Source organism: Burkholderia contaminans, assembly GCF_029633825.1.
In the GTDB taxonomy this organism is placed as follows: Bacteria; Pseudomonadota; Gammaproteobacteria; order Burkholderiales; family Burkholderiaceae; genus Burkholderia; species Burkholderia contaminans.
In genome coordinates this window covers 3,690,989-3,706,295 of record NZ_CP090640.1, presented here as the reverse complement: position 1 = coordinate 3,706,295, position 15,307 = coordinate 3,690,989, and the positions used below count along the sequence as shown (strand labels likewise).

16 protein-coding genes are annotated in these 15,307 nt (G+C 66.9%); 11 read left to right on the top strand and 5 right to left on the bottom strand.

Annotated features, from left to right (window positions below):
* Nucleotides 1-10: 10 nt before the first annotated feature.
* From LXE91_RS17280 to iscX, 11 genes are all read left to right on the top strand, one after another.
* Nucleotides 11-1,423 (top strand): lactate utilization protein B, encoded by a 1,413-nt coding sequence (locus LXE91_RS17280; protein WP_039364774.1) that lies wholly within the window; start codon nucleotides 11-13, stop codon nucleotides 1,421-1,423.
* Nucleotides 1,424-1,552: 129 nt separating this feature from the next.
* Nucleotides 1,553-1,780, top strand: coding sequence for a hypothetical protein (locus LXE91_RS17275; protein WP_039364772.1), 228 nt, complete (start codon nucleotides 1,553-1,555; stop codon nucleotides 1,778-1,780).
* A gap of 101 nt (nucleotides 1,781-1,881) precedes the next feature.
* Nucleotides 1,882-2,364 (top strand): low molecular weight protein-tyrosine-phosphatase, encoded by a 483-nt coding sequence (locus tag LXE91_RS17270; protein WP_039364770.1) that lies wholly within the window; start codon nucleotides 1,882-1,884, stop codon nucleotides 2,362-2,364.
* A 115-nt stretch (nucleotides 2,365-2,479) separates the two neighbouring features.
* A complete protein-coding gene (gene iscR, locus LXE91_RS17265; RefSeq protein WP_009691731.1) occupies nucleotides 2,480-3,019 on the top strand; it encodes a Fe-S cluster assembly transcriptional regulator IscR in 540 nt (179 codons plus the stop codon).
* A gap of 64 nt (nucleotides 3,020-3,083) precedes the next feature.
* Nucleotides 3,084-4,307: an IscS subfamily cysteine desulfurase gene (locus tag LXE91_RS17260; RefSeq protein ID WP_039364767.1), complete on the top strand. Its 1,224-nt coding sequence runs from the start codon at nucleotides 3,084-3,086 to the stop codon at nucleotides 4,305-4,307.
* A 68-nt stretch (nucleotides 4,308-4,375) separates the two neighbouring features.
* Complete coding sequence (iscU, locus tag LXE91_RS17255) at nucleotides 4,376-4,783, top strand: Fe-S cluster assembly scaffold IscU (RefSeq protein WP_011352562.1); 408 nt, start codon at nucleotides 4,376-4,378, stop codon at nucleotides 4,781-4,783.
* Nucleotides 4,784-4,847: 64 nt separating this feature from the next.
* Complete coding sequence (gene iscA / locus LXE91_RS17250; RefSeq protein ID WP_012492710.1) at nucleotides 4,848-5,171, top strand: iron-sulfur cluster assembly protein IscA; 324 nt, start codon at nucleotides 4,848-4,850, stop codon at nucleotides 5,169-5,171.
* Nucleotides 5,172-5,268: 97 nt separating this feature from the next.
* Nucleotides 5,269-5,796, top strand: a complete 528-nt coding sequence (gene hscB, locus LXE91_RS17245; protein ID WP_039364764.1) for a Fe-S protein assembly co-chaperone HscB — start codon at nucleotides 5,269-5,271, stop codon at nucleotides 5,794-5,796.
* A 54-nt stretch (nucleotides 5,797-5,850) separates the two neighbouring features.
* The gene (gene hscA, locus LXE91_RS17240) at nucleotides 5,851-7,719 is read left to right on the top strand and encodes a Fe-S protein assembly chaperone HscA (protein ID WP_039364762.1); all 1,869 of its coding nucleotides are present in this window, start codon (nucleotides 5,851-5,853) and stop codon (nucleotides 7,717-7,719) included.
* A gap of 88 nt (nucleotides 7,720-7,807) precedes the next feature.
* Nucleotides 7,808-8,149 (top strand): ISC system 2Fe-2S type ferredoxin, encoded by a 342-nt coding sequence (gene fdx, locus LXE91_RS17235; protein WP_011352558.1) that lies wholly within the window; start codon nucleotides 7,808-7,810, stop codon nucleotides 8,147-8,149.
* Nucleotides 8,150-8,168: 19 nt separating this feature from the next.
* On the top strand, nucleotides 8,169-8,378 hold the full coding sequence (gene iscX, locus LXE91_RS17230) for a Fe-S cluster assembly protein IscX (RefSeq protein WP_039364760.1): 210 nt from the start codon (nucleotides 8,169-8,171) through the stop codon (nucleotides 8,376-8,378).
* Between the two features lie 137 nt (nucleotides 8,379-8,515).
* Here iscX and LXE91_RS17225 read toward each other — a convergent pair whose 3' ends face one another.
* From LXE91_RS17225 to LXE91_RS17205, 5 genes are all read right to left on the bottom strand, one after another.
* Nucleotides 8,516-9,259, bottom strand: coding sequence for a glycine zipper 2TM domain-containing protein (locus tag LXE91_RS17225; RefSeq protein ID WP_039364757.1), 744 nt, complete (start codon nucleotides 9,257-9,259; stop codon nucleotides 8,516-8,518).
* 348 nt (nucleotides 9,260-9,607) lie between these two features.
* Complete coding sequence (lysS, locus tag LXE91_RS17220) at nucleotides 9,608-11,134, bottom strand: lysine--tRNA ligase (protein WP_039364755.1); 1,527 nt, start codon at nucleotides 11,132-11,134, stop codon at nucleotides 9,608-9,610.
* Nucleotides 11,135-11,216: 82 nt separating this feature from the next.
* Nucleotides 11,217-12,321, bottom strand: a protein-coding gene (prfB, locus tag LXE91_RS17215) for a peptide chain release factor 2 (protein ID WP_105816921.1) whose coding sequence is annotated in 2 segments (ribosomal slippage) — nucleotides 11,217-12,239 and nucleotides 12,241-12,321 — 1,104 coding nt in all. Because the reading frame shifts where the segments join, the coding sequence is not laid out codon by codon here.
* A gap of 152 nt (nucleotides 12,322-12,473) precedes the next feature.
* Nucleotides 12,474-14,171 carry a single-stranded-DNA-specific exonuclease RecJ gene (gene recJ, locus LXE91_RS17210; protein ID WP_039364753.1) on the bottom strand — a complete coding sequence of 566 codons (1,698 nt, stop codon included), beginning with the start codon at nucleotides 14,169-14,171 and terminating at the stop codon, nucleotides 12,474-12,476.
* 14 nt (nucleotides 14,172-14,185) lie between these two features.
* On the bottom strand, nucleotides 14,186-15,250 hold the full coding sequence (locus LXE91_RS17205; protein ID WP_095146052.1) for a regulator: 1,065 nt from the start codon (nucleotides 15,248-15,250) through the stop codon (nucleotides 14,186-14,188).
* Nucleotides 15,251-15,307 lie beyond the last annotated feature (57 nt).

The window sequence follows — 15,307 nt, the reverse complement described above, 5'->3', positions numbered from 1 at the left end:
CGATACCGCGATGCAAGTCCAATCGATGCATTTCAAGGCGCGCGCCGGCCAGAAGCTGGCCGATCAGCGCCTGCAGCAGAACCTGAAGAAGCTGTCGACGAAATTCGTGTCCGCGCGCGCCGACGCGATGACCGCGATCGACTTCCCCGCCACGCGCGCCGCACTGAAGGACCGCCGCAACCGCGCGCTGGAGAACCTCGACGTGTGGCTCGAGGCGTTCGAGCGCGAGGCGACGCGGCGCGGTACGACGGTGCTGTTTGCCGAAACGACCGAGGATGCCGCGCGGCTCGTGGCCGATATCGCGCGCCGTCACGACGTGAAGAAGGTCATCAAGACCAAGTCGATGGTGTCGGAGGAAATGCGCCTGAACGCGGTGCTGGCGGAAATGGGCGTGCAGTCGATCGAGACGGATCTCGGCGAATACATCCTGCAGATCAACGACAATGAGCCGCCGAGCCACATCATTGCGCCCGTCGTGCACAAGGACAAGGACGAGATCGCCGACCTGTTCGCGCGCACGCACCATCGCGAGCGGCTCACCGAGATCCCGGACATGACGCGCGAGGCGCGCGAGGTGCTGCGCCCGCATTTCATGTCGGCCGACATGGGCGTGACGGGCGGCAACTTCGTGATCGCCGAGACCGGCTCGGTCGCGATCGTGACGAACGAAGGGAACGAGGGGATGTGCACGGTGATGCCGCGCGTGCATGTGGCGGTGACGGGCATCGAGAAGGTGCTGCCGACGCTCGAGGATCTCGCGACCGCGATGCGCCTGCTGCCGCGCTCCGCGACCGGGCAGAAGACGTCGAACTACTTTTCTCTGCTGACCGGGCCGCGCGGGCCGGGCGACGAGGATGGCCCCGAGCACAACTACGTCGTGCTCGTCGACGGCGGCCGTACGGGGCTGATCGGCGGCGAATTCCAGGAGATGCTGCGCTGCATCCGCTGCGGCGCGTGCATGAACCATTGCCCGGTGTACCAGAAGGTCGGCGGCCACGCGTACGGCTGGGTCTACCCGGGGCCGATGGGGTCCGTGCTGACGCCGAGCTACGTCGGGCTCGACCGCTCGCTCGACCTGCCGCAGGCCGCGACGCTTTGCGGGGAATGCGACAGCGTGTGCCCGGCCGGGATTCCGCTGTCGCACCTGTTGCGCACGCTGCGCGAGAAGCAGGTCGAGCGGCATCTGCGGCCGTGGCGCGAGCGGGCGGCGCTCGCCGCATGGGGTTTCGTCGCGCGCCGGCCGATGCTGTACGCGCTGACGACCAAGCTCGCGGTGCGCGTCCTCGAGCGGCTGGGCGGCAACGGCGGCACGCTGCGGCGCCTGCCGATGATGGGCGGCTGGATGGATACGCGCGACATGCCGACGCCGACCGGACGCACGTTCCGCGAGCTGTACGCGGCGTCGCAAAGCCACCTCGGCTGACAATTGTTCATCCGGCGATAACAGTACGTTCGCTATTTGCATATTTATCTCGATAGATGCGGTCTATAGAATCCTGTCTGTAGTCCCCGGAATTGGTTTTCGGGGTACGAGGTCAAGGAGGTCCGCATCATGAAAAAGACAATATCGATGTACTGGCCGCTGGCAATCGTCGTTCCGCTGGCCGCGGCTGCCTATCTGCATGCGATGGCCGACGCGCCGTCGCGTGGCCCGCTTGCCGTTCACCAGGCATCCGCCGAGCTGGCGCGTGCAGTGTCGTTCGGGCTGGTCGACGATGCCGCGAAGTCGCTGCCGGCGGCATCCGGCGACGTCGTGCTCGCCGCGCCGAAGGCGCTGTAATGCAGGGCGCCGTCGCTTTGCGCGGCGGCGCAATTTCGGGCGCCTTTGTATAATGGCGTGTTGTTCTCCCGCGCGGCTTGCCGCGGCTTTCCGATAGTGCGATGACCCGCGTTTCGATCTGTTTCGTCTGTCTCGGCAACATCTGCCGTTCGCCCACCGCGGAAGGCGTGATGCGTCACCAGGTCGACGCGGCCGCGCTGGCGGATCGCATCGCGATCGATTCGGCCGGCACCGGCGACTGGCATGTCGGCGAGCCGCCCGATACGCGTGCGCAGGCTGCCGCTCGCGGCCGTGGATACGACCTGTCGGCGTTGCGTGCGCGACAGGTGAGTGCGGCGGATTTCGAGCGCTTCGACCTGCTGCTCGCGATGGACGAGGCGAACCTCGCGGAGTTGCGCCGCCGTTGTCCGCCGCAGCATCGCGACAAGGTGCGCCTGCTGATGGAATTCGCGCCGGATTCGACCGAGACCGAAGTGGCCGACCCCTATTTCGGCGGCACGCAGGGCTTCGAGCAGGTGCTCGATCAGGTCGAGCGCGCCTGCGCGGGCCTGCTGGAGACGCTCCGGGCCCGCACGGAGCGCTGATCGCGACGGAATTCAGCGGTCTGCGAATACCCTTTCAAAGACATGGATACTTGACTAAAAACGTCAAATATTTATACTTGACCAAAATCGTCAAGATTGCAGTCCCCTAGACACCATGAGACTCACCACCAAAGGCCGTTTCGCCGTCACGGCGATGATTGACTTGGCACTGCGCCAGGAGCAGGGCCCGGTGACGCTTGCAGGCATCAGCCAGCGCCAGCGGATTTCGCTCTCGTATCTCGAACAGCTGTTCGGCAAGCTGCGCAGGCATGAAATCGTCGAATCCGTGCGCGGCCCGGGCGGCGGCTACAACCTCGCGCGTCGCGCGCAGGACGTCACCGTTGCCGACATCATCATCGCGGTCGATGAACCGCTCGACGCCACGCAGTGCGGCGGCAAAGGCACGTGCGACGGCTCGAAGCAGCCCGACGGCCATTGCATGACGCACGAGCTGTGGTCGACGCTGAACCAGAAGATGGTCGAATACCTCGATTCGGTGTCGCTGCAGGATCTCGTCGATCAGCAGCGCGCTCGCGAGGGCGCACCCGCGGTGCTGCGCGACCGGCGCACGCCGGAGCCCGTTGCGGCGCCGGCCGAGCCGGTTCGCACGATGCCGCTCGGCCCCAATTCGGTGTTCAACATCGCGAGTTCGTGAGCGCGAAGGCGCCGCCATACCCCATAACGCACATAGTCCCTGCACAGAATTCCCGGAGCGACAGATGATCCAAGACACTCTCCACCTGCCCATCTATATGGATTACAGCGCGACGACGCCGGTCGACCCGCGCGTGGTCGACAAGATGGTGCCGTACCTGCGCGAGCAGTTCGGCAACCCGGCGTCGCGCAGCCACGCGTATGGCTGGGACGCGGAGCGTGCGGTCGAGGAAGCGCGCGAGAACGTGGCCGCGCTCGTGAACGCGGATCCGCGCGAGATCATCTGGACGTCCGGCGCAACGGAATCGGACAACCTCGCGATCAAGGGCGCCGCGAACTTCTACAAGGGCAAGGGCAAGCACATCATCACGGTGAAGACCGAGCACAAGGCCGTGCTCGACACCTGCCGCGAGCTCGAGCGCGACGGCTTCGAAGTCACCTACCTCGACGTGAAGGATGACGGCCTGATCGACCTCGACGTGTTCAAGGCCGCACTGCGCCCGGACACGATCCTCGTGTCGGTGATGCACGTGAACAACGAGATCGGCGTGATCCAGGACATCGAGACGATCGGTGAAATCTGCCGCGAGAAGGGCATCGTGTTCCATGTCGACGCCGCACAGTCGACCGGCAAGGTCGCGATCGACCTCGCGAAGCTGAAGGTCGACCTGATGTCGTTCTCGGCGCACAAGACCTACGGCCCGAAGGGCATCGGCGCGCTGTACGTGCGCCGCAAGCCGCGTGTGCGCATCGAAGCGCAGATGCACGGTGGCGGCCACGAGCGCGGCATGCGTTCGGGCACGCTGGCGACGCACCAGATCGTCGGCATGGGCGAAGCGTTCCGCATCGCACGTGAAGAAATGGCGACGGAAAACGAGCGCATCCGCATGCTGCGCGACAAGCTGCTGCGCGGCCTGTCGCAAATCGAGGAAACGTACGTGAACGGCGACATGGAGCGCCGTGTCCCGCACAACCTCAACATCAGTTTCAACTTCGTCGAAGGCGAGTCGCTGATCATGGCGATCAAGGACGTCGCGGTGTCGTCGGGCTCCGCGTGCACGTCGGCGTCGCTGGAGCCGTCGTACGTGCTGCGTGCGCTCGGCCGCAACGACGAGCTGGCGCACAGCTCGATCCGCTTCACGGTCGGCCGCTTCACGACGGAGCAGGAAGTCGACTTCGTGATCAACCTGCTGAACAGCAAGATCGCGAAGCTGCGCGAACTCTCGCCGCTCTGGGAAATGCACCAGGAAGGCATCGATCTGTCGACGATCGAATGGGCCGCACACTGAGCGCCGGATTGAACATACCCGCGGGCGGATTCGCGCACGCAGACGTAACGAGTCAAGGAGTCTGAGTCATGTCTTACAGCAACAAGGTTCTGGATCACTACGAAAACCCGCGCAACGTCGGTTCGTTCGCGAAGGACGACGACACGGTCGGCACGGGCATGGTCGGCGCGCCGGCCTGCGGCGACGTGATGAAGCTGCAGATCCGCGTCGGCGCGGACGGCGTGATCGAAGACGCGAAGTTCAAGACCTACGGTTGCGGTTCGGCGATCGCATCGAGCTCGCTCGTCACCGAATGGGTGAAGGGCAAGACGCTCGACGAAGCACTGTCGATCAAGAACACGCAGATCGCAGAAGAACTCGCGCTGCCGCCGGTGAAGATTCACTGCTCGATCCTCGCGGAAGACGCGATCAAGGCAGCCGTGGCCGACTACAAGAAGCGCCACGACACCACGGAAGGCGATCAGGCAGCAGCCTGAGCGGCATCGAGCGGCTTCAGAAGGAACGCGGCGGGCCCCGGTGGCGCGCCGCGGCAAGGACATCATGGCAATTACACTGACCGAAAAAGCAGCACAGCACGTGCAGAAATACCTCGTCCGTCGCGGCAAGGGTATGGGCCTGCGGCTTGGCGTTCGCACGACCGGGTGCTCGGGGCTCGCGTACAAGCTCGAGTATGTCGACGAGCTGGCTCCCGAGGATCAGGTATTCGAGAGCCATGGCGTGAAGGTGATCGTCGATCCGAAGAGCCTGGCCTATATCGACGGCACCGAGCTCGACTTCGCACGAGAAGGCCTGAACGAAGGGTTCAAGTTCAACAACCCGAACGTGAAGGACGAGTGCGGCTGCGGCGAATCGTTCCGCGTGTGACCACGCGGATCTCCGCGCGATGCGGGCAAGAGGCGGCACGGGCCGCCTTTTTAATGTGCGGCGTTTGCCGCGCGACGAAACGGAATTGAACGCGACGATGGTCTCGCTGAAAGACAGCCATTTCGACCTGTTTCACCTGCCGGCGCAATTCGCGCTCGACGAGACGGCGCTCGACGCCGCCTATCGGACGGTGCAGACGCAGGTGCACCCGGATCGCTTCGCGGCGGCCGGCGACGCCCAGAAGCGCATCGCGATGCAATGGGCGACCCGCGCGAACGAGGCGTACCGCACGCTGCGCGATCCGCTGAAGCGTGCGTCGTATCTGCTGTCGCTGCGCGGCGTCGATATCGGTGCGGAAAACAACACCGCGATGGAGCCTGCGTTCCTGATGCAGCAGATGGAGTGGCGCGAGGGCATCGAGGATGCCGCGGCCGCCCGCAACGTCGACGCGCTCGACGCGCTGCTCGCCGAGTTGCGCGAAGAGCGGCGCATGCGCGTGGAACGTCTCGGCACGCTGCTCGACAGCGGCGCCGATCAGGCTGCCGCCGAGGCCGTGCGCCAGCTGATGTTCATCGAACGGGTCGCGTCGGAAGTGGGCGCGCAGATCGAGCGCCTCGAAACTTAACCGCGTGCCTTGCGGCACGCGCAGCAAACGGGCCGAGCGCCCGAACGAACCAAGATGGCTTTACTGCAAATTTCCGAACCGGGCATGGCGCCGGCGCCGCATCAGCGGCGACTCGCCGTCGGGATCGATCTCGGCACGACGAACTCGCTCGTCGCCGCCGTGCGCAACAGCGTGCCCGAAGTCCTGCCGGACGAAGCCGGTCGCGTGCTGCTGCCGTCGGTGGTCCGCTATCTCGAGAAGGGCGGCCGACGCATCGGCCACGAGGCGAAAGAGCAGGCCGCGACCGATCCGCGCAACACGATCGTGTCGGTCAAGCGTTTCATGGGCCGCGGCAAGGCCGAGGTCGAAGGCGCGGCGAACGCACCGTACGAATTCGTCGATGCGCCGGGCATGGTGCAGATCCGTACCGTCGACGGCGTGAAGAGCCCGGTCGAAGTATCGGCCGAGATCCTCGCGACGCTGCGTTATCGCGCGGAAGATTCGCTTGGCGACGACCTGGTGGGCGCGGTGATCACGGTGCCCGCGTATTTCGACGAAGCGCAACGCCAGGCGACCAAGGACGCCGCGCGCCTCGCGGGCCTCAACGTGCTGCGCCTGCTGAACGAACCGACCGCCGCGGCGATTGCCTACGGTCTCGACAACGGGGCCGAAGGCCTCTACGCGGTGTATGACCTCGGCGGCGGCACGTTCGACCTGTCGATCCTGAAGCTGACGAAGGGCGTGTTCGAAGTGCTGGCCGCGGGCGGCGATTCCGCGCTCGGCGGCGACGATTTCGACCATGCGCTGTTCGATCACGTGCTCGCGCAGGCCGGCATCGATGCGAAGACGCTCGCGCCCGAGGACGTGCGCCTGCTGCTCGACCGTGTGCGCGTGCTGAAGGAAGCGCTGTCGTCCGCACCGGAGGCGTCGCTCGACGTCACGCTGTCGGGTGGCGCGCACCTCGTGCAGTCGATCTCGCACGACACGTTTGCGTCGCTCGTCGAGCCGCTCGTGCAGCGCACGCTCACGCCGACCCGCAAGGCGCTGCGCGATGCACAGGTCACGCCGGCCGACATCAAGGGCGTCGTGCTCGTCGGCGGCGCGACGCGCATGCCGGTGATCCGTGATGCGGTCGCGAAATATTTCGGCCAGCCGCCGCTCGTGAACCTCGATCCGGACCAGGTCGTCGCGCTCGGCGCGGCGATCCAGGCCGACCTGCTCGCAGGCAATCGCGGCACCGGCGACGACTGGCTGCTGCTCGACGTGATTCCGCTGTCGCTCGGTGTCGAGACGATGGGCGGCCTCGTCGAGAAGATCATTCCGCGCAACTCGACGATTCCGATCGCGCGTGCGCAGGAATTCACGACCTTCAAGGACGGCCAGACCGCGATGGCGATCCACGTCGTGCAGGGCGAGCGCGAGCTCGTCGCCGACTGCCGGTCGCTCGCGCGCTTCGAGCTGCGCGGCATTCCGCCGATGACGGCCGGCGCCGCACGCATCCGCGTGACCTACCAGGTCGACGCGGACGGCCTGCTGTCGGTGTTCGCCCGCGAGCAGTTGTCGGGCGTCGAGGCATCGGTCGTCGTGAAGCCGTCGTACGGTCTTGCCGACGACGACATCGCGAAGATGCTGGAAGACAGCTTCAAGACCGCCGAAATCGACATGCGCGCCCGCGCGCTGCGCGAAGCGCAGGTCGAGGCCGAGCGGATGCTCGAGGCGACGCAGGCCGCGCTGGCGGCCGACGGCGAACTGCTCGACGCGGACGAACGCACGCAAGTCGACACGTTGGCCGCGGCGCTGCGCGCGGTCGCGCAAGGCGACGATACGAACGCGATCGAGGCGGCGACCAAGGCGCTGGCCGACGGCACCGACGAATTCGCGGCGCGCCGGATGGACAAGAGCATCAAGCGTGCGCTGTCGGGCCGCCGGCTCGACGAGATCTGAACGCAAGAACTGCGCATCGGCCGGCGACGGCCCGCGCGACAATGAACCGTGCGGCGCCTGGCGCCGCACCCTGACTGACGGAACGGACATGCCTCAACTGGTGGTGCTGCCTCACGTCGAACTGTGCCCGGATGGCGCAGTGATCGACGCGACGCCCGGCAAGAGTATCTGCGACAACCTGCTCGAACACGGGATTGAGATCGAGCATGCATGCGAGAAGTCGTGCGCGTGCACGACGTGCCACGTGGTGATCCGCGAAGGCTTCAACGATCTGACGCCGTCCGAGGAGGACGAGGACGATCTGCTGGACAAGGCGTGGGGCCTCGAGCCGACGTCGCGCCTGTCGTGCCAGGCGATCGTGAAGGAAGATTCGGACCTGGTGGTCGAGATTCCGAAGTACTCGATCAACCACGCGAAGGAAAACCACTGACAGGAACCGGAGGCAGGCGATGAAATGGACCGATTCGCGTGAAATAGCCATTGCGCTGGCGGACAAGCACCCGGACATCGACCCGCAGCGGATCAATTTCGTCGACCTGCGCCAGTGGGTGCTCGAGCTCGACGGCTTCAACGACGATCCGAAGCACTCCGGCGAGAAGATCCTCGAGGCGATCCAGGCCCACTGGATCGACGAATCGGATTTCGACGACGAAGACTGAACCTGGCGGCCGCCGCAACGGCGCAGCCGGCCGGCAATGAAAAACGGCTCGTGAGCCATTGCTCACGAGCCGTTTTCGTTTTCAGGCGCCTGCCCGCGCACGACATGCGGGCAGGGGGAGCCGACGCGATCAGGCGATTACGCGCCGACCAGCGTGCCGTTCTCGATCCGCACGCGCTGGCCCTGGCCGAACGGCGGCGGGTTGTGGTACGTGAACGTGCGCGTCGCGCCGTTCTCCATCTGCACTTGCACCTGATAGTCGGTTTCCGCGCGCACCTGCTTTTCGACCTGGTTGCCGGCGAGGCCGCCACCCAGCGCGCCGATGATCGTCATCGCGGTGCGGCCGTTGCCGTGACCGAACTGGTTGCCGAGCAGGCCGCCGGCTGCAGCGCCGCCCACGGCGCCGATCCCCGAGCTCTGGCCCGGCGTGCGCGTCTGCGAGATCGCGACGATCGTGCCGCAGCTCTGGCAGTAGCTCTGGGCCGGCGCCGACGGCTGCTGCGCGTATTGCGGCGGCTGCGGTGCCGTCGTATGACGGCGATGCGGCGCGGCCGGGCGCGGCGCGGGCTTCGGTTCAGCCTGCGCGACGGCGGCCTTCTGCTCGGCAGCCTTTTGCTGCGCGGCGGCCTGCTCGGCTGCCTGCTGCTGGGCTTGTGCGGCCAGCGCCGCGCTGGCGGCCGCGGCCGTATCGACGGCCGGCTGCGATGCGATCAGCGCGGCCTGGGTTTGACCGTTCTGTGCATTGTTGCTGTTGGCCTTCGGGAAGATGCCCGTGATCGCTGCCGTCGCGGCGAGGCTGGCGACGATGACGGCGCCGGCGGCGGTGGCGATGAGCGGGTGGAGGCGTTGCTTTTGCGGCGTGGTCTGATTCTGGCTGTCCATTTTTTTCTCCGGTGTCGATCCGGGTCGGCACTGCGGGCCGGACCGGATCCCACGCTCGGGAGCGAGCAGACCTGGCGTTCCTGCGCCTGGTTCTGGTCCCGTGGTCATGCGTGGTGACGCAACAGGAGTGTCATCCACCGGCGCGCGGCGCACCGTATCAAGGTGTAACGAATTGCAGCCGGGTGCACGCGCTCATGGCAGGGAAAACCCGCAGAAGGCCGACGCGGCGAGGGAATAAAATGGGGCAGGATTGAAAGCCGGCGAACGCCGGCTGGCGGGACTTACGCGTCGTTACAAAGCTGACGCGTGCGCGCCGCGCGGGGCGCGGCGCACACGCGGGCGCGGCGATCAGTCTTCGCGGCGCAGGTGGGGGAACAGCAGCACGTCGCGGATCGTCGGGCTGTCGGTCAGCAGCATCACGAGACGGTCGATGCCGATCCCGCAGCCGCCGGTCGGGGGCATCCCGTATTCGAGCGCGCGGATGTAGTCGGCGTCGAAGAACATCGCTTCCTCGTCGCCTGCGTCCTTCTGCTCGACCTGCTTCTTGAAGCGCGCGGCCTGGTCTTCCGGATCGTTCAGCTCCGAGAAGCCGTTCGCGATTTCGCGGCCGGTCATGAACAGCTCGAAACGCTCGGTGATGCCCGGCACCGTATCCGATGCGCGTGCGAGCGGCGACACCTCGACCGGGTAGTCGATGATGAAGGTCGGCTCCCACAGTTGCGCCTCGGCCGTTTCCTCGAACAGCGCGAGCTGCAGCGCACCGATGCCTGCGTTCAGGAACGCCGGCTGCGACACGTCGACGCCGAAGCGCTTCAGCTCGGTGCGCAGGAATGCGTCGTCCGACAGCTGGCCGTCGGTGTAGTCCGGCGCGTACTTCTGGATCGCCTGCGTGATCGTCAGGCGGTGGAACGGCTTCGCGAGGTCGAGCTCGCGGCCCTGGTACTGGATCGTCGCGGTGCCGAGCGCATCGATCGCCGCCTGGCGGATCAGCTGCTCGGTGAAGTCCATCAGCCAGCGGTAGTCGGTGTACGCGGCGTAGAACTCCATCATCGTGAATTCCGGGTTGTGACGCGGCGACACGCCTTCATTCCGGAAGTTGCGGTTGATTTCGAACACGCGTTCGAAGCCGCCGACGATCAGGCGCTTCAGGTACAGCTCCGGCGCGATGCGCAGGAACATCTGCATGTCGAGCGCGTTGTGATGCGTGACGAACGGCTTCGCGGCCGCGCCGCCTGGGATCGGGTGCAGCATCGGCGTCTCGACTTCCATGAACTCTGCGTTGTCCATGAACTTGCGGATCGACGCGATCGTCTTGGTGCGGGCGCGGAACGTGTCGCGCGTTTCCGGCGTGACGATCAGGTCGACGTAGCGCTGGCGGTAGCGCATTTCCTGGTCCGACAGGCCGTGGAACTTGTCCGGCAGCGGGCGCAGCGCCTTCGACAGCAGGCGCAGCTCCTTGCACTGGATCGACAGCTCGCCCTTGTTTGTGCGGAACAGCACGCCGCGCGCGGCGACGATGTCGCCGAGGTCCCACTTCTTGAACGCGTCGTAGGTTTCCGCGCCGACGTCGTTAGGCGTCACGAAGAACTGGATCTGGCCCGAACCGTCCTGCACCGTCGCGAAGCTTGCCTTGCCCATCACGCGCTTGAGCATCATGCGACCGGCGACCGACACCTCGACCGGGTTCGCTTCGAGCGTGGCCTTGTCCGAGTCGGCGAATTTCGCCTGCAGGTCGGCAGCGTGGTGCTCGGGCCGGAAATCGTTCGGGTAGGCGACGCCTTGCTCGCGCAGGGCGCGCAGCTTCTCGCGGCGCTCAGAGATGATCTGGTTTTCGTCCGCGGTGACGGCGGGCTGCGTTTGGGTCGGTTCGGTCATGATGGTCGGAATTCGGAGTGGGTGCGGCAACGCAAACGGGAAGGGCAAGGGGGCGCGACCCGGCAGGGTCGCGCCGCGGCGCTTACACGCCCTGTTTGAGGCTCGCGCTGATGAAGTCGTCGAGGTCGCCGTCGAGGACGGCTCGCGTGTTGCTCATTTCGACGTTCGTGCGCAGGTCCTTCACGCGGCTCTGGTCGAGCACGTACGAACGGATCTGGTGGCCCCAGCCCACATCGGTCTTGCTCGATTCGAGCTTGTCCTGTTCGGCCTGGCGCTTGCGCATTTCAACTTCGTACAGGCGCGATTTCAGCATCGCCATCGCTTCGGCGCGGTTGCGGTGCTGCGAGCGGTCGTTCTGGCACTGCACGACGATACCGGTCGGCATGTGCGTGATCCGCACCGCGGAGTCGGTCTTGTTGATGTGCTGACCGCCCGCGCCCGACGCGCGGTACGTGTCGATGCGCAGGTCGGCCGGGTTGATCTCGACTTCGATCGAGTCGTCGATTTCCGGGTAGACGAACACCGACGAGAACGACGTGTGGCGGCCGCCCGACGAGTCGAACGGCGACTTGCGCACCAGGCGGTGAATGCCCGTTTCGGTGCGCAGGAAGCCGTACGCGTATTCGCCCGTGACCTTGACCGTCGCGTTCTTGATGCCGGCGACGTCGCCGTCGGACTCTTCGAGCACTTCGGCCTTGAAGCCCTTGCGTTCGCAGTAGCGCAGGTACTGGCGCAGCAGCATCGACGCCCAGTCGCACGCCTCGGTGCCGCCGGCGCCGGCCTGGATGTCGATGAAGCAGTTGTTCGGGTCGGCCGGGTTCGAGAACATCCGGCGGAACTCGATGTCACCCACGCGTGCCTCGAGCTTGGCAGCGTCTTCTTCCGACGCGACGAGCGTGTCCTCGTCGCCTTCCTCGCGAGCCAGCTCGAACAGGTCGAGTGCGTCGCGCAGGTCGCCATCGAGCGCGGTCAGCGTCGTGACGACGCCTTCGAGCAGCTTCTTCTCGCGACCGAGCGCCTGGGCGTTCTTCGAATCGTTCCAGACGTTCGGGTCTTCGAGTTCCTTGTTGACTTCGGTCAGACGCGCAGCTTTGGCGTCGTAGTCAAAGATACCCCCGGAGCTCGCCCGCGCGGTTGCGCAGGTCGAGCAGGGAGCTTTCGATCGCGTTGAGACGTTCCGCTTCCATGATCGTTCGCTATTCTTGCTTCGTAAAAAAGCGGAATTATAGCCGATCGGCGGGGTTGCCCGGTGACGCAAACGGTGCTCGCACGCGCGCCGCGGCCCCGTCCGGCGCGGCGTGCATGCAGCGGCGGGCATTGCGGGCCGGGCGGCCCGCGTTCAGCCGGCCGCGTGTTCGACGATCAGCTGGACGCGCGTGACGCCGTTCCACGTGTCGGCGACGAGGCGGTAGGCGACCAGTGCGCTCTCCGGCAGCGGCTCCGTGTGGTTGAACCAGATCGCATTGAAGCGCTGCCGGCCGCGCGCCAGTTGCAGCTTCAGATGCTTTTCCTTCACGAGCGACTGCGACACGACGTCGAATTCGCCCGAGAAAAGCGGGGCCGGAAAACCTTGCCCCCAGACGGCCTCGTCGAGCAGCCCGACGAACTGCGGCGTGAAGTACGCGTCCTCGAGTTCGCCGTCGGTTTCGATCACGCGGGCGAGCGCGTCGTCGGACAGCCATTCGCGCGCGACGGCCTCGAACGCGGCCGCGAAGCGCGGCACGTTCTCGGTGTCGAGCGTGAGGCCGGCCGCCATCGCGTGGCCGCCGAACGCGACGATCAGGTCCGGTTCGCGTTTCGACACGAGGTCGAGCGCGTCGCGCAGGTGGAAGCCCGGAATCGAGCGGCCCGAGCCCTTGACCCGCTTGCCTTCGTCGTCCGCGTGCGCAAACGTGAACGACGGGCGGTGAAATTTTTCCTTGAGCCGGCCGGCGACGATGCCGATCACGCCTTGGTGCCACTCGGGGTTGAAGAGGGTGATCGTGCACGCGTCGGCCGGATCGACGTCGGCGAGATCGGCGAGCGCCTGCTGCTGCATGCCGGCTTCGATTTCGCGGCGTTCGCGGTTCATCACGTCGAGCTGCTGCGCGAGATCCCATGCGCGGCCGATATCGTCGGTGATCAGGCACTCGATGCCGAGCGACATGTCGGACAGCCGCCCGGCGGCGTTCAGGCGCGGGCCGAGGCCGAAGCCGAGGTCGAAGCCCGATGCCGTGCGCGCTTCGCGCGCGGCGGCGCGGAACAGCGCGGCGACGCCTGGCTGCATGCGGCCGTTGCGAATGCGCTGCAGCCCCTGCGCGACCAGCACGCGATTGTTGCCGTCGAGCCGCACGACGTCGGCGACGGTGCCGAGCGCGACGAGGTCGAGCAGGCCGTCGAGACGCGGCTCGGCTTCCTTGCTCGCGAACGCGCCGCGGCGACGCAGCTCGGCGCGCAGTGCGAGCAGCACGTAGAACATCACGCCGACGCCGGCGAGGTGCTTGCTCGGGAACGCGCAGCCGGGCTGGTTCGGGTTGACGATCGCGCGCGCGGCCGGCAGCGCGTCGCCGGGCAGGTGGTGGTCGGTCACGAGCACGTCGATGCCGCGCGCGTTCGCGGCTTCGACGCCCGTCACGCTCGCGATGCCGTTATCGACGGTGATCAGCAGGTCGGGCTTGCGCGCGGCGGCGAGTTCGACGATCTCGGGCGTGAGGCCGTACCCGTATTCGAATCGGTTCGGCACCAGGTAGTCGATCTGCGCGCCGAACATCCGCAGGCCGCGCACCGCGACTGCGCACGCGGTTGCCCCGTCGCAGTCGTAGTCGGCGACCACGAGCAGGCGCCGCTTGTCGGCGATCGCGTCGGCGAGCAGCGCCGCGGCGTCCGCGCAGCCTTTCAGTTCGGTGGGCGGGATGAGGCGGGCCAGCGCGGTTTCGATGTCGGCGGGGGACTGCACGCCGCGCGACGCGTACAGGCGTGCAAGGACGGGATGCAGGCCATGGCGCGCGAGCACTTCGGCGTCGGCGGGCGCGACGGGACGGGTAACGATCCGGGTCATTCGGGGTCTGCTTGTTATTCGAACAGGGAGGCCAGCGCGCGGCGGCGCCAGAACTTGCGCAGGTCGCCGCGCGTCGCGTGCAGCGTCACGGAACTCGTATCGCCGCACAGCGTGAAATCGACGCTCGCGAGCTCGCCGTTCTGCAGCGCGGCAAGGGCCGGCGCGAACCAGTCGCGCTCGAGCGCGACGAGTCCGTCGTGCCAGCGCGCCCAGTCCTGCTCGATGAACGGGGTGGTCAGCACCGGCAGTTCGACGAGCGTCGCGCCATCGGCGGCGGGCAGCGCGCCGAACGCGGCCGGCGGCGCGCCGGCGTCGGCTTGCGCGGCGCGCGCGAGGCCCAGCGCCGCGGGCGATGCGGACAGCACGCGCGCGAACGGCTTGCCGACCGGCTTCAGCGTACCCTGTGCATGGAACCAGATCGAATTGACGGCCGGCAGGCCACGCGCCTCGCGGGCCTCGTTGACCGGGTGCTGGAACCACGCCATCTGCACTTCGTTCTGCAGCTTCATCCACATCCGCGAGCGCTCGCCCGTATGGGCCTCGTGCGGCAGCCAGATCTCGATGTTGCGGCCGCTCGCGCGCAGCGGTGCGGCGCCGGCCAGGCGAGCGAGCTGCTCGCTCGACAGGTACCAGCGTGACGGGTTCGGTGCCTCGAGCCGGACGCCGAGTTCTTCGATCAGCGGCCGCGCGACCGCGAGCAGCGCGGCTGCGTCGCCTTCGTCGAGTGCGAGGGCCGCCGGGTCGACGAGCACCAGGTGATCGTGCGCGATTTCGACGTGGACGGGTTCGACGCACGCCCACGCGTGCGCGCCGGGGGCGCCGCCGTCCGCCAGCAGCATGTAGGGCGCGAGCGGCGCCTCGTCCGCGGCGTTGCCCTGGGTGGCGCCGAACTGGCGGGCCAGCCAGCGCTCGTGCGGCAGCGTGCGCTGGAAGTCCTCGCCGGCCACGCGCTCGACGAGGCTGGCGCGGGCGAGCAACTTTTCGAGCGCGGGGCTGTCCAGCGTGTGCAGGGACGAGGCCGCATCGGCCGCCGACGGCAGCGCGAACGGAACGAGAAAATGGAGGCGTCGGTCGTGCATGATGGTGCGCATTGTATGGCAAACTGCGCGCGTGATCGGGCCGGCTGACGGCCCGTT

What these genes read in the sequence shown, in the direction of transcription:
- LXE91_RS17280 (WP_039364774.1), top strand. Translation starts at nt 11, where the DNA reads ATGCAAGTCCAATCGATGCATTTCAAGGCGCGCGCCGGCCAGAAGCTG.
- LXE91_RS17275 (WP_039364772.1), top strand. Translation starts at nt 1,553, where the DNA reads ATGAAAAAGACAATATCGATGTACTGGCCGCTGGCAATCGTCGTTCCG.
- LXE91_RS17270 (WP_039364770.1), top strand. Translation starts at nt 1,882, where the DNA reads ATGACCCGCGTTTCGATCTGTTTCGTCTGTCTCGGCAACATCTGCCGT.
- iscR (WP_009691731.1), top strand. Translation starts at nt 2,480, where the DNA reads ATGAGACTCACCACCAAAGGCCGTTTCGCCGTCACGGCGATGATTGAC.
- LXE91_RS17260 (WP_039364767.1), top strand. Translation starts at nt 3,084, where the DNA reads ATGATCCAAGACACTCTCCACCTGCCCATCTATATGGATTACAGCGCG.
- iscU (WP_011352562.1), top strand. Translation starts at nt 4,376, where the DNA reads ATGTCTTACAGCAACAAGGTTCTGGATCACTACGAAAACCCGCGCAAC.
- iscA (WP_012492710.1), top strand. Translation starts at nt 4,848, where the DNA reads ATGGCAATTACACTGACCGAAAAAGCAGCACAGCACGTGCAGAAATAC.
- hscB (WP_039364764.1), top strand. Translation starts at nt 5,269, where the DNA reads ATGGTCTCGCTGAAAGACAGCCATTTCGACCTGTTTCACCTGCCGGCG.
- hscA (WP_039364762.1), top strand. Translation starts at nt 5,851, where the DNA reads ATGGCTTTACTGCAAATTTCCGAACCGGGCATGGCGCCGGCGCCGCAT.
- fdx (WP_011352558.1), top strand. Translation starts at nt 7,808, where the DNA reads ATGCCTCAACTGGTGGTGCTGCCTCACGTCGAACTGTGCCCGGATGGC.
- iscX (WP_039364760.1), top strand. Translation starts at nt 8,169, where the DNA reads ATGAAATGGACCGATTCGCGTGAAATAGCCATTGCGCTGGCGGACAAG.
- LXE91_RS17225 (WP_039364757.1), bottom strand. Translation starts at nt 9,259, where the DNA reads ATGGACAGCCAGAATCAGACCACGCCGCAAAAGCAACGCCTCCACCCG.
- lysS (WP_039364755.1), bottom strand. Translation starts at nt 11,134, where the DNA reads ATGACCGAACCGACCCAAACGCAGCCCGCCGTCACCGCGGACGAAAAC.
- recJ (WP_039364753.1), bottom strand. Translation starts at nt 14,171, where the DNA reads ATGACCCGGATCGTTACCCGTCCCGTCGCGCCCGCCGACGCCGAAGTG.
- LXE91_RS17205 (WP_095146052.1), bottom strand. Translation starts at nt 15,250, where the DNA reads ATGCACGACCGACGCCTCCATTTTCTCGTTCCGTTCGCGCTGCCGTCG.